At 59.0% G+C, this 12,855-nt stretch carries 8 protein-coding genes; 3 read left to right on the top strand and 5 right to left on the bottom strand.

Translation table 11 applies throughout. The features are described 5' to 3' along the window. Nucleotides 1-27 precede the first annotated feature (27 nt). The 3 genes from IGS55_RS10870 to IGS55_RS10860 all read right to left on the bottom strand — a co-directional run bounded on the left by IGS55_RS10870 (nucleotide 28) and on the right by IGS55_RS10860 (nucleotide 3,285). Nucleotides 28-756 (bottom strand): ABC transporter ATP-binding protein, encoded by a 729-nt coding sequence (locus tag IGS55_RS10870; protein WP_034752656.1) that lies wholly within the window; start codon nucleotides 754-756, stop codon nucleotides 28-30. Then, nucleotides 756-1,526 carry an ABC transporter ATP-binding protein gene (locus IGS55_RS10865; RefSeq protein ID WP_034752653.1) on the bottom strand — a complete coding sequence of 257 codons (771 nt, stop codon included), beginning with the start codon at nucleotides 1,524-1,526 and terminating at the stop codon, nucleotides 756-758. The genes IGS55_RS10870 and IGS55_RS10865 overlap by 1 nt, the downstream gene beginning before the upstream one ends. Nucleotides 1,527-1,659: 133 nt before the next feature. Beyond that, a complete protein-coding gene (locus IGS55_RS10860) occupies nucleotides 1,660-3,285 on the bottom strand; it encodes a GMC family oxidoreductase (RefSeq protein WP_230516896.1) in 1,626 nt (541 codons plus the stop codon). A 1,463-nt stretch (nucleotides 3,286-4,748) separates the two neighbouring features. On the opposite strand from IGS55_RS10860, the gene IGS55_RS10855 reads away from it, so the two are divergent. Beyond that, nucleotides 4,749-5,525: a 5'-methylthioadenosine/adenosylhomocysteine nucleosidase gene (locus tag IGS55_RS10855; protein ID WP_230516895.1), complete on the top strand. Its 777-nt coding sequence runs from the start codon at nucleotides 4,749-4,751 to the stop codon at nucleotides 5,523-5,525. 75 nt (nucleotides 5,526-5,600) lie between these two features. On the opposite strand, the gene putA is transcribed toward IGS55_RS10855, so the two are convergent. Continuing rightward, complete coding sequence (gene putA, locus IGS55_RS10850; RefSeq protein WP_230516894.1) at nucleotides 5,601-9,254, bottom strand: trifunctional transcriptional regulator/proline dehydrogenase/L-glutamate gamma-semialdehyde dehydrogenase; 3,654 nt, start codon at nucleotides 9,252-9,254, stop codon at nucleotides 5,601-5,603. 207 nt (nucleotides 9,255-9,461) lie between these two features. Here putA and IGS55_RS10845 point away from each other — a divergent pair, with 207 nt between their 5' ends. Beyond that, a complete protein-coding gene (locus IGS55_RS10845; protein WP_010393827.1) occupies nucleotides 9,462-9,917 on the top strand; it encodes an Lrp/AsnC ligand binding domain-containing protein in 456 nt (151 codons plus the stop codon). Between the two features lie 203 nt (nucleotides 9,918-10,120). Beyond that, a complete protein-coding gene (locus IGS55_RS10840; RefSeq protein WP_230516893.1) occupies nucleotides 10,121-11,680 on the top strand; it encodes a methyl-accepting chemotaxis protein in 1,560 nt (519 codons plus the stop codon). A 51-nt stretch (nucleotides 11,681-11,731) separates the two neighbouring features. Here IGS55_RS10840 and IGS55_RS10835 read toward each other — a convergent pair whose 3' ends face one another. After that, a complete protein-coding gene (locus IGS55_RS10835; protein ID WP_034752642.1) occupies nucleotides 11,732-12,712 on the bottom strand; it encodes a LysR family transcriptional regulator in 981 nt (326 codons plus the stop codon). Nucleotides 12,713-12,855 lie beyond the last annotated feature (143 nt).

Here is a 12,855-nt window from a genome sequence, read left to right as displayed (position 1 = left end):
TGACGAGTAAAACGCACTACATGGGGACTACACGCCAAGCAGCTCGGTCAATACCGGCATCTTGGCCTCCAGTTCGGATGCAGCAAAAGTCTCGACGATCTGACCGTGCTCCATCACATAAAACCGGTCCGCCAGCGGCGCGGCAAACCGGAAATTCTGTTCCACCATGACAATGGTGTAGCCCTTCGCTTTCAGGGTCGTGATCATGCGCGCCAGCCCTTGCACGATGACGGGCGCCAGGCCTTCGGATATTTCATCGAGCAGCAGCAGGCGCGCGCCCGTGCGCAGGATGCGCGCCACGGCCAGCATCTGCTGTTCCCCGCCCGACAGGCGCGTGCCCTGGCTATGCCGGCGTTCCTGCAAGTTCGGGAACATGGCGTAGATTTCCTCCACCGACATGCCCTTCTCGCCGCTGGCCAGGGTCGGCGGCAGCAGCAGGTTTTCCTCGGTCGACAGCGAGGAAAAAATACCGCGCTCTTCGGGACAATACCCGATGCCCAGGTGGGCGATTTTGTGCGTGGCCAAACCTATCGCTTCGACGCCGTTGACTTTGATGGAGCCCGTGCGGGCGCCCGTCAGCCCCATGATGGCGCGCAAGGTGGTCGTGCGGCCGGCGCCGTTGCGGCCCAGCAAAGTGACCACTTCGCCCTGCGCCACTTTCAGGTTCACGTCATGCAGGATGTGCGATTCGCCATACCAGGTGTGCAGTTGCGTAATTTCCAGCGCGGGTGCGCCGCCATTCACTTGTGTCGCCATCAATGCGCCCCTTCCAGTTCCGCGTGGGTGGTGCCCATGTACGCTTCCATCACTTGCGGATTGCGCGACACTTCCGCATAACTGCCTTCGGCCAGCATGGCGCCGCGCTGCAGGACGGAAATCTTGTCGCAGATGCCAGAGACCACGCTCATATTGTGTTCCACCATCAAAATCGTGCGGCCGGCCGACACTTTTTTGATCAGTTCCGTCACGCGGTGCACGTCTTCATGGCCCATGCCCTGCGTCGGTTCGTCGAGCAGCATCATTTCCGGCTCCATCGCCAGGGTGGTGGCGATTTCCAGCGCCCGCTTGCGCCCGTACGGCATGTCGACCGTGATGGTGTCGGCAAACTCCGTCAGGTCGACTTCGGCCAGCAAGGCCATGGCGCGGTCGTTGAGCTGGTTCAATGCGCGTTCGCTTTGCCAGAAGTGGAACGAGGTACCGAGCTGGCGCTGCAAGCCGATGCGCACATTTTGCAGCACGGATAAATGCGGAAAGACGGCGGAAATCTGAAAGGAACGGATCACGCCCATGCGCGCGATCTGGGCCGGTTTGGCGGCCGTGATATCTTTCCCATTGAACAGGATCTGTCCGGAAGTGGGGACCAGGAATTTGGTGAGCAAGTTAAAGCACGTGGTCTTGCCGGCGCCGTTCGGACCGATCAAGGCGTGGATATGGCCGCGCTCTACCTTCAGGTTCACGTCGCTCACAGCGGTGAAACCCTTGAATTCCTTGGTCAAATTTCTTGTTTCCAAGATTACGTTTGACATCGTGTCTCCTAGTTGTACTTTTTGTACTACTTAGTCATTTTTATAATACACAACTTAAATTTAACGCACAATACAGTATAACTACGGGGATTTTTCGCCGGCCCGAATGGCGCAAACTCGCACGCTTGCCCCGCTATTTCCAGGCCGCATGTATCATTTGCGCCGCTTTTTCCGCGATCATCACCGTGGGCGAGTTCGTGTTACCAGAAGTAATGTACGGCATGATCGAGGCATCGACGACACGCAAGCCGGCCACGCCGATCACGCGCAAGGAGCTGTCGACCACGCTCGAGGCCTCGCTGGCCAGACCCATGCGGCAGGTGCCCACCGGGTGGAAGATGGTGGTGCCGATCTGGCTGGCCGCCTGCGCCAGTTCTTCCTGGCTCTGGAATTGCACGCCAGGTTTGTATTCTTCCGGCGCAAATTTTTTCAGGGCCGGCGCGGCGGCGATGGTCCGTGTCAGGCGCAAGGCGTCGGCCGCCACGGCGCGGTCCTGCTCCGTACTGAGGTAATTGGGCATAATCTTTGGCGCCGCATAGCTGTCGGCCGATGCGATCTGCACGTGACCACGCGACGTGGGACGCAGATTGCAGACGCTGGCCGTAAACGCGGGGAACGCGTGCAAAGGTTCGCCGAATTTGTCGAGCGACAAGGGCTGCACGTGGTATTGCAGGTTCGGCGTGGCTTGCTGCGGATCGGACTTGGCGAACGCCCCCAGCTGCGACGGCGCCATCGACATGGGCCCGCTCTGGAACAGCGCATATTGCAAGCCGATCTGCATCTTGCCCAGCATATTGCCCGCCATGATGTTCAGCGTTTTCACGCCCTGCACTTTGAATACCATGCGCAACTGCAGGTGGTCCTGCAAATTGCCGCCCACGCCGGCGGCATCGACCACGGGAACAATCCCATGCTGCTGCAGCAAGGCGGCCGGGCCGATGCCGGACAATTGCAGCAATTGCGGCGAACCGATGGCGCCCGCCGTCAGCAAGGTTTCCCGCCGGGCCGTCGCCTGCCACTGCGTGCCGCCGCCCGTAAACACGATGCCCGTGCAACGGGGCCCCGACTCCGAAGCTTCAATCAATAGACGTTCCACGTGGCAGCCCGTCATGATGGTCAGGTTCGGGCGGCGCGATGCCGGTTTCAAGAACGCTTTCGAGGTATTCCAGCGGATGCCGCGGCGCTGGTTAACGTCGAAATACGCGCTGCCGCTATTGTCGCCACCATTGAAATCGCTGGTTTTCGGGATGCCAACTTGCTGCGCCGCATCGCGGAACGCATTCAGGATATCCCATGACAGCCGCTGTTTTTCCACGCGCCACTCGCCGCCCACGCCATGGTTTTCCGAGGCACCGCCGTAATAATCCTCGCTTTGCTTAAATAGCGGCAAGACCTTGTCCCAGCGCCAGGAAGCGTCGTCCGTCAGGTCGGCCCAGTGATCGTAATCGCCGGCCTGGCCCCGCATATAGATCATGCCGTTGATGGAAGAACTGCCACCGAGCACCTTTCCGCGCGGATAGATCAGGCTGCGCCCGCCCAGTCCCGCGTCCGCCTGCGTGGAATACAGCCAGTCCGTGCGGGGATTGCCGATGCAATGCAGATAGCCGACGGGGATATGGATCCACACATAGTCATCCTTGCCGCCCGCTTCCACGAGCAAAACATTGGCGTCCTTGTCGCGTGTGAGCCGGTTGGCCAGCACGCAACCTGCCGTGCCGCCGCCCACGATGATGTAATCGTATTCGCCTGCCGATTCCAATGAAGCTCCTTTCGGTATGCCATCAAGCTGTCGCGCGGCGTGTCTCCCCGTCGCGTTCCACTACCAGAGTCTGTCTTTCTTCATGCATGCATGGCTGCTGAGCCGCCTTGAGATTACCACCAGTGCTGAACCAGGGCGACATTAATCGTTGCCTGGGATACGAACAAGCGTCACGGCAAGGTAAAAAAGCATCAAAGCAGGGGCTACAAGCTGTGGATAACCGTATGGATATCCACAGGGACGATATGTGTGTAAACGAAAAATTTTTTCAGCGGCTTTTTTTTGTCCAGAAACCGTCCCAGGCAGATACACCCCTTACTCAGCGCTTATCCGCACGCCAAGCGATTGTTTACAAGGATAAATCGGGACTTATCCACAGAAGATGCGCCCGTTAACTACTATTACTATTCTTGTATACGAACTTGTTAAGGTAAACCCGACAACGCACGCTTTGCCTGCCCTACCCCTGAGCGAACCTCCACAAGCCTGTCTTCAAAAAAAGCCGGGCAGCAGCGTTGGCTGACAAAAAAAATCGAGCCAACAACTGAGCGACGAAAACCGGCACGGCCAGCATCACGCACGCAGCACTGCCAAACCGTTTTGCAAAATGGAAACGTCAACAGACCTGAGCAGGCACAGTGCCAGCAGGCGGTGCGATGTCGAAGAAAGGGGAATGTGAGACGATTGTGGATAAATCACTTGATATCCACAGGATGACTTGTGCGTAAACACGAACTTTTGCACAGGCCCGCATTTTATACAATTTTGCTCCTCGCGTGATACAGCGATTATGCACGCTTTATTTTGCGCGTAAACGATTGATCCTGTTGAAAAAAAGCGACTTACCCACAGAAAAAAACGCGTTTACTATTACTACTATTTTTATATATGGATCTATTGTAAACCGACAAAAAAAGCGGAAGTCCGGGGATATTTTCAAAAGGCACGCAAAGTCGTCAAAAAAAAAAAGCCAACGGCGACATCGCGACCCACTGCCAAACCGTCTTCCAATAATCAACTGGACGCTCACGTCAGTGAAAGAACAACGTTCGTAATCACCACTGTTGATTGGCAAACATGGGCCTATGCAAACGAAGCACGTCAAACATGCCACTACAGCAAGAAAAACCGCGATTTTTGCGTGCTGGTGTGGATAAGTGCCTGTATATCCACAGGATGAGATGTGGGAAAAGTCTATCTTTGTCCACAAGCCAATTTTTATCCCAAACAAGTCCTTCGTAGATACAATGCTTGTGCGCCTACTTTTTTGTGCGCTAAGTCGATGATTTTTCGATGGTATACCGACTTATCCACAAAAAAATGGCCGTTTACTATCACTACTATTTTTATGTATACATCTTTATTTAAAACACAGAGACAAACGCGAACGGTGGGAAAGTCGCCGAAACGGCTGTTTTCACCATGTAAACCGTTTTGCAATCCCAAAAACCTGTAAAAACAGCATGCATACACATCAAAAAATGCGTTTAGGCATCATCAGTGCCTTGCACGAAGAACAGCAGGGGCTGGTAGAAGCCATGCAAGGCCCCCAGAGGCATTCGCACGGCATGCGCGACTACACCCTGGGAACCCTGTGGAATATCGACGCTGTGTGCGTCCTGTCGCGTCTGGGCAAGGTTGCCGCCGCCACGACAGCTTCTATCCTTGTGGAAAAGTACGGAGTTACCCACATCGTTTTCACGGGCGTGGCCGGCAGTGGGGATAAACGCGTGAAAGTCGGCGATATCGTCGTGGCCGAAGCGCTGTTGCAGCACGATATGGATGCCCGTCCACTGTTTCCCCGCTTCGAAGTGCCATTGACTGGCCTGCAGCGTTTTGCCACGGATCTGGAACTGAGCACGCAACTGGCTGGCGCTGCGGAAGATTTCCTGCGTGACGATGTATCCAGCGTGCTCAAGGCGGCCGATATCGCGGCATTTGGCTTGCAGCACGCCAAAGTGCACCGTGGCTTGATCGCCAGCGGCGACCAGTTCATCAGCAGCGCCGCGCATCTGAACCAGCTCAAAGTAGATATCCCCGACCTGCTGGCCGTCGAAATGGAAGGCGCCGCCGTGGCGCAAGTGTGTTTTGAGCTGGGCGTGCCGTTTACGGTCATGCGCACCATTTCCGACAACGCCAACGAAGAGGCGGCCGTCGACTTCATGCGTTTCGTGCAAACCGTCGCGTCGCCGTACGCGTATACGGTGATCCAGCAATTGTGCCAGCGCCTGGCTGGCTGATTTTTCATCCAGCGTGCATAAAAAAAGGGCAGAACCACTGGTTCTGCCCTTTTGCGTTGACTGCCTGCTTAAATGTTAGACACTAAGCATCATTAAACTCGCGTTACCACCGGCCGCCGTCGTATTCACGCACAGCGCCCGCTCAGCGACCAGGCGCCACAGGGGGATGGCACCGTCCTGCGTGGTGGCGATGGTGCCCACCAGGGCCCCTTCCCGTGCCGCCAGCAGCGGTTTGAGCTGGCCATCGAGGCTCGGCTCGATCATGGCGATCTGGAAATCATGCTTGACCGATTCCAGGCTGGTGACGATCTGGATGCGGTCTTTCAGTGCCGCCGGCAAGTCGCCCGGGATCAGATCCGGCGCTTGCGCCAGCACCAGGGCCTGGTTACCAGTGGCCAGGACGGCGGCCAGCTGGTTCATCAGCGTGCCGGACGTCGCCGCCGCACACAGAATCGTGCCGCGCGCGGCAAAGCTCAGGGTATTGCGCTCGCCTGTCGGGCCTGGCAAGACGGTGGTGCTGCCCAGCAAGGTGGTACGCGCGTATTCCTGCGCCAGCTGCTCGACCTTGTCGTGGCCATGCATCTTCGCCCACACGGTCAGCGCGTCGAGCGCCGGCGGCGCCTGGCGCTGGTGCTGCGCGCCGGCTGGCGCATTGCGCTGCAGGCGTTTCAGGTACAGGGGGCCGCCCGCCTTGGGGCCGGTGCCTGATTTGCCTTCGCCGCCGAACGGCTGCACGCCGACGACGGCGCCGACGATGTTGCGGTTCACATAAATATTGCCCACATGTGCGCGCTTGGTGATGAAATCGATCGTTTCATCGATGCGCGTATGGATGCCCAGGGTCAGGCCGTAACCGCTGTCATTGATCGACTGCACCAGTTGCGGCAGCTCGGAGCGCTTGTAGCGGATCACGTGCAGCACGGGGCCGAAGACTTCCTGCGTCAATTGCGCCAGCGACTTGATTTCCAACACGGTCGGGGCGACGAACGTGCCTTTGACGGTCGGCAAATCGAGCGAATAATGGTCGATGGCCATGGTTTTCATCTTGTTGATGTGCGCCAGCAAGTTACCTTGCGCTTCCGCATCGATGACGGGACCGATATCGGTCGCCAGGCGGTCAGGATTACCAACGCGCAATTCCTGCATGGCGCCCTTGAGCATGTGGATGGTCTTGTCGGCGATTTCCGTTTGCAGGAACAGCACGCGCAAGGCCGAGCAGCGCTGGCCGGCGCTGTCGAAAGCGGACGACATCACGTCCTGCACCACTTGCTCCGGCAAGGCGGACGAATCGACGATCAGCGCATTCTGGCCACCCGTTTCGGCGATCAGGGGAATGTCGATGCCTTCGGCCACGGCGCGCGCGGCCAGGTTGCGGTTGATCAATTGCGCCACTTCCGTCGAGCCCGTGAAAATCACGCCTTTCACACGCACGTCATTGCACAGGCCGGCGCCGACGACTTCGCCGCTACCGGGCAAGAATTGCAGTGCGCCGCGCGGTACGCCTGCCGCGTGCAGCAATTGCACGGCGCGGTGGGCGATCAGCGGCGTTTGCTCGGCCGGTTTGGCCAGCACCACGTTGCCTGCGGCCAGGGCGGCGGCCAGCTGGCCCGTAAAGATGGCCAGCGGGAAGTTCCACGGGCTGATGCAGGTGACGGGACCGAGCGCCAGGGTATTTGGCGCGTGTTCGACCTGCGCCGCGTAATAGCGCAGGAAGTCGACGGCTTCGCGGATTTCCGCGATCGCGTTCGGCAGCGACTTGCCCGCTTCGCGCACGGCCAGGGCCATCAGCTCGATGTGGTGTTCTTCGAACAGGTCGGCCGCGCGCAGCAACGCTTGCGCGCGGATCGACGGTTCTGTTGTTTGCCAATCCATGGCGTAGGCGCTGGCGCTGACCAGGGCCGTTTCCACGTCGGCCGGACCGGCTTCCATGACCTTGCCCACGACATCGTCGTGCTGGGCCGGATTGTGCAGCATGTGCGTGGGGCCATTCAGGCTGACGGCGCCATCGATCAGCGGCGCTGCCTGCCATGTCTGCTGCTGCGCCAGGCCCGTGGCCAGCGTGCGTAAAGTATCTTCATTCGACAGGTCCAGGCCGGCCGAGTTCCTGCGTTCGCTGCCAAACATGTCCAGCGGCAGCGGAATCGACGGATGCGGCAAGCCGCCCTGCAGGCGCGCCTGCTCGAGCGGATCGCGGATCAGGCTATCGATGGCCACGCTTTCGTCGACGATCTGGTTGACGAACGAGGAGTTGGCGCCGTTTTCCAGCAGGCGGCGCACCAGGTAGGCCAGCAGGGTTTCATGCGAGCCGACGGGTGCGTAGATGCGGCACGGCTTGTCGAGATTCTCGGGGCCGACGACCTGGTCGTACAGGGTTTCGCCCATGCCGTGCAGGCACTGGAATTCGTAGTCGGTGATGCCGTCGCGTTTCGCCCAGGTATAAATGGTCGACAGGGTTTGCGCGTTGTGCGTGGCAAACTGCGGATAGATCAGGCTGCTGGCGGCCAGCAGTTTTTGCGCGCACACGAGGTAAGAGACGTCCGTGTAGACCTTGCGCGTGTAGACGGGATAGCCTTCCTGGCCATCGACTTGCGCGCGTTTGACTTCCGCATCCCAATACGCGCCCTTCACCAGGCGCACCATGAACTTGCGGCCGCTGCGGTGCGCCAGGTCGATCAGGAAATCGATGGCGAACGGGCAGCGTTTTTGATACGCCTGCACCACGTAGCCGATGCCGTCGAAGCCGGCCAGATCCGCATCGAAAGCCAGCGCTTCCATCAGGTCGAGTGACAGTTCCAGGCGGTCCGTTTCTTCCGCATCGATGTTGAAGCCGATGTTGTATTGTTTGGCCAGCAACAGCAGCGCTTTGACTTTCGGCAGCAATTCTTCCATGACGCGGGCGCGCTGGGCGCGGCTGTAGCGCGCATGCAGGGCCGACAGTTTCACGGAAATGCCGGGACCGTTGCGGATGCCGCGGCCGTTCGATGCCTTGCCGATGGCATGGATCGCCGTTTCGTACGAGGCGTAGTAATTGGCCGCGTCCTGTTGCGTCAGGGCCGCCTCGCCCAGCATGTCGTAGGAGTAGCGGTAGCCGCGCGTTTCATTCTCGCGGCTGTTCTTCAGCGCTTCCTCGATGGTTTGGCCCGTCACGAACTGGTTGCCCAGCATGCGCATGGCCAGGTCGACGCCCTTGCGGATCAGCGGTTCACCGCCTTTGGCGATGAGCTTGGTCATGGCCGAACCGAGGCCCGATTCGCTGCTGGTACTGACCAGTTTGCCCGTAATCAGCAAACCCCAGGTGGCGGCGTTGACGAACAGCGATGGCGATTCGCCCAGATGCTTGCGCCAGTCACCCTTGCTGATTTTGTCGGCGATCAAACGGTCGGCCGTTTGACTGTCGGGTATACGCAACAGCGCTTCAGCCAGACACATCAATGCAACACCCTCTTCCGACGATAGCGAGAACTCGTGCATCAGTGCATCGACGCCGGAGGCGCGCGTGCGTTTTTGGCGCACGTTCGAGACCAGGCGGTGCGCCAGCGCTTGTCCTTCGGCCGTCGTTTCGGTGCTGCTGGGGCGCACTTGTTGCAACAGCCACTGCACGGCGGAAACCTCGTCGCGCCTATAGGCGGCGGTGATGGCGGCGCGTTGTGGAGTCGCTTCGGGCAGGATTTCTGCCTGGAACGCAGCAAAAGGAATCGGGGTAAAAGCCGAGGGGCCTGCAGGGTGCATAAGTGCTCTTTACAAGGAAAAAGGGGACGAAAACTGACGTAATTCTTGCTCTTTTTTGGTGCAAAAAAATACAGAAAGTCGGACGTTAAGATGATTCGATTGTAAAGGGGATTCTTATGGATTAATTCTGGTAATACAGGGGACTAGCAATAGATAGTTTTTGATGCGACAATTTAACCAAATAATATTAATTTGGGGGTGATGGGAATGCTGGACAAGATCAGTAAGAAAATCCTGATGGAATTGCAGAGCGATGGACGCATCAGCAATGTGGAGCTGGCCGCGCGCGTGAACCTGTCGCCGGCGGCCTGCCTGGAGCGCGTGCGCAAGCTGCACGAATCCGGTTACATCATGGGCTATACGGCCCAGTTGAACCCGCAGCTGCTCGACGTGTCGCTGCTGGTGTTCATCGAAGTGGTGCTCGATCGCACGACACCGGAAGTGTTCGACGCCTTCAAGCATAGCGTACAAATCATTCCAGAGGTACTGGAATGTCATATGGTCGCCGGCGGTTTCGATTACCTGGTCAAGGCGCGCGTCAAGGACATGGCCGCTTACCGCGAATTCCTGGGCAAGACGCTGTTGCAGAAAGGTGTGCGGGAAACCCACACTTATGCCGTCATGGAAGAGGTCAAAAACACCACCAAATTGCCAATTAAGTGACCCTGGTGTAGCCGTCCTGTTTTTCTGATTGAGCTATCGGAACAAATGTTGTAGAGTAGAACTACAATTCTGCTATCCGGTAGCCGGCCTGAAAACACGCGCAGACGTTGTGTTCAGGGTGCAAGGTGGGCAATCGTGCCCATCCGCATACGGCCACAGCACGTCCCTCCAGGGACGTGACGGGTTCGCGCAGCGGGGGACAAATGAAGCAGTTGCAGCATCAGCTGGTGCGTTTCTTTGTATTCACGATCCTGGCAATGGCCGTGGCCTGTTGCCTGGCCTATCTGCTGCTGTTGTCGGGCGGCGACCATCCTTATTTGATTGCCTGCGTGGCCGCCGCCATCGGCGCCGCGCTGCTGGCGTTTGCCGGCCGTCCGCGCGGCGAACCGGGCTTGCACCAGTTCGCCGATACGGTGGGCAACGCCATCGACGCCATCATGATCGGCGCGGCGGAAACCTCGTATTTTGTCGATTCCGTCAAACAGAAGGTGGAACTCGATGTCCGCACGGCCAGCGACATTGCCGACAGTTCCGTACAAAATGCCGCGATGACGGAAAAGATCGCCGCCAATGCGGAGCGGGCCGCCAAGGTGGCCGCCGGCGTGCGCGTGGAAAGCGTGGCGGCGCGCGCCGAAGTGGACCAGGGCTTGCGCCGCATCAATACGGCACGCGAGGAAGCGCAAGGCGCGTCCAGCACCATGCTGAGTCTGCAGGAAAAATCCAAACGCATCACGGGCTTCACGGAAGCCATTTCCGATATTTCCGCGCGTACCAACTTGCTGGCGCTGAACGCCGCCATCGAAGCGGCCCGTGCCGGCGAACATGGCCGCGGTTTTGCCGTCGTGGCCGGTGAAGTGCGGCAATTGGCGCAGCGCACCAAGGAAGCTTCCGATGAAATCAGCGTGATGGTGCGCGAAATCAATGAACAGTCGGAGAAAGCCGCGCGCGGCATGAGTTCGCTGGCGGCCGGCGTGACGGAAGCGGCGCGCAATGTGGAAAGCGTGCATGCGTCCTTGAGCCATATCGAGCAATCGTCGGGCGAATCGGAAGACGAGATCGGACAAATCGCCCGCGCCTCGCGCGAACACGTCGACACGACGCAAGTGATCGCCGACGCCATCGGGCAAATCCGCGACAGCATGCTGTCGACGAATGCCGAATTGCCGCGCGCCACGCAGTCGGCCATGGCCCTGGCCGAGCGGGCCGAAGTGATCGCCGGCGCCCTCGGTGAATCGAGCGTGGCCACGCCGCACGACGAGATCCGCGAGGCGGCCCAGCGCGCCGCGCGCGAGGTGGGCAAACTGTTCGAGCAAGCGATCGCGTCGGGCCGCATCACGCGCGAAGCCCTGTTTGACCGCCACTACCGCCCGATTCCGAACACCAATCCGCCCAAGCACAACACGAAGTTCGACGCGTTTACGGACAAGGTGCTGCCCGACCTGCAGGAAGGCGTGCTGGCCGCCCTGCCCCATTTGGCGTATGCGGGCGCCGTCGACAACAACGGCTATTTTCCGACGCACAACAAGAAGTTTTCCCAGCCGCTGACGGGCGACTACGCCACCGATATGGTCAATAACCGCACCAAGCGCATCTTCAGCGACCGCACGGGCAAGCGCTGCGGCAGCAATACCAAGGCCTTCCTGTTGCAGACGTATAAGCGCGACACGGGCGAGGTCATGCACGATTTGTCCGTGCCCATCCACGTCGAGGGCAAGCACTGGGGCGGTTTTCGCATCGGTTATCGCTCCAGCAACCACGCATAGCAAAACGCCTGATGAGAGATCATCAGGCGTTTTTTCTTGTGCAGGCGACGCTTACTCGATATGCGGCTTCGGTGCCACGCCGCCGCCGGCCGCTGTGGCCGTGCGCAGGGTGGGCGTGTTCATGCTTTCCAGATGATTACGCAGCCATTTGTGGGCGGGGCTGCGGGCGTCGCGCTCGTGCCACAGCATGTCCAGGTGGACGGCCGGCAAGGTCAATGGCAAATCTTTGTACAGCAGGGACTCCGTCATGCCCGTCGAGGCGATCAAATGGCGCGGCAAGACCGTGATCAGGTCGGAATTGGCGACCACTCTGCCTGCCGTGAAGAACTGGTTGACCGTCAACAGAATGCGCCGTTCGCGGTGGATCTGCGACAAGGCTTCGTCGATCAAGCCATGTGCGCGGCCGGAAAAGCTCACCAATAAATGGTTGGCCGCGCAGTAGTTATCCAGAGTCAATTCCTTGTCGGCCAGCGGATGGCCGCGCCGCATCACGCACACATACTTGCCGGAATACAGGCGCTCGTGGCGGATGGGCGAACCCGTTTCGCTCGACAATTGCGCCGCCACGCCGGGAAAGAAGCCCACGGCCAGATCGATGTCGCCGCGCAGCAGCATCGGGCGCGGTTCACGCGTCGTCAGCGGCATCATGCGCACATTGACGCCCGGTGCTTCCCGTTCGATCGAGCGCATCAGCGAGGGCAGCCAGAACGCCGCCGTCGCATCGGCCATGGCCATGCGGAACGTGGCGTGGGTTTTCGACACGTCGAAAGTTTCCGGCGTGACGGCCGCTTCCAGGCTGGCCAGGGCCGAGCGCACGGATGGCCACAGCGCTTCGGCGCGGGGCGTGGGTTTCACGCCGTAGGCCGTGCGGATCAGCAATTCGTCACCGAGGCTCTCGCGCAGGCGTTTGATGGCGTTTGATACCGCCGGCTGCGTCATCGCCAGGTGGCCGGCTGCGCGCGTCAGGTTTTGTTCCGTCATGACGGCGTCGAAAACACGCAGCAAGTTCAGATCCAGCGTCAGAAAACTCATGGAAAGCCCAAGATAAAAGTTGAATTGAATACTTAAAATTGATTACTTAGGAGTGTAAACCGCGCCGGGCACGAATATTTTCACTCGTTAAAAAATATTACAGTTTTCCATTCACGATTCATATAATTGGTATCAAGAAATGG

The organism is Janthinobacterium sp. EB271-G4-3-2 (assembly GCF_020858035.1).
Classification (GTDB): domain Bacteria; phylum Pseudomonadota; class Gammaproteobacteria; order Burkholderiales; family Burkholderiaceae_D; genus Janthinobacterium; species Janthinobacterium aestuarii.
This window is presented reverse-complemented; position numbering and strand designations above follow the sequence as displayed.

Coding starts and splice junctions, on each gene's coding strand:
- IGS55_RS10835 (WP_034752642.1), bottom strand. CDS start 12,712: ATGAGTTTTCTGACGCTGGATCTGAACTTGCTGCGTGTTTTCGACGCC.
- IGS55_RS10865 (WP_034752653.1), bottom strand. CDS start 1,526: ATGTCAAACGTAATCTTGGAAACAAGAAATTTGACCAAGGAATTCAAG.
- IGS55_RS10845 (WP_010393827.1), top strand. CDS start 9,462: ATGCTGGACAAGATCAGTAAGAAAATCCTGATGGAATTGCAGAGCGAT.
- putA (WP_230516894.1), bottom strand. CDS start 9,254: ATGCACCCTGCAGGCCCCTCGGCTTTTACCCCGATTCCTTTTGCTGCG.
- IGS55_RS10855 (WP_230516895.1), top strand. CDS start 4,749: ATGCATACACATCAAAAAATGCGTTTAGGCATCATCAGTGCCTTGCAC.
- IGS55_RS10870 (WP_034752656.1), bottom strand. CDS start 756: ATGGCGACACAAGTGAATGGCGGCGCACCCGCGCTGGAAATTACGCAA.
- IGS55_RS10840 (WP_230516893.1), top strand. CDS start 10,121: ATGAAGCAGTTGCAGCATCAGCTGGTGCGTTTCTTTGTATTCACGATC.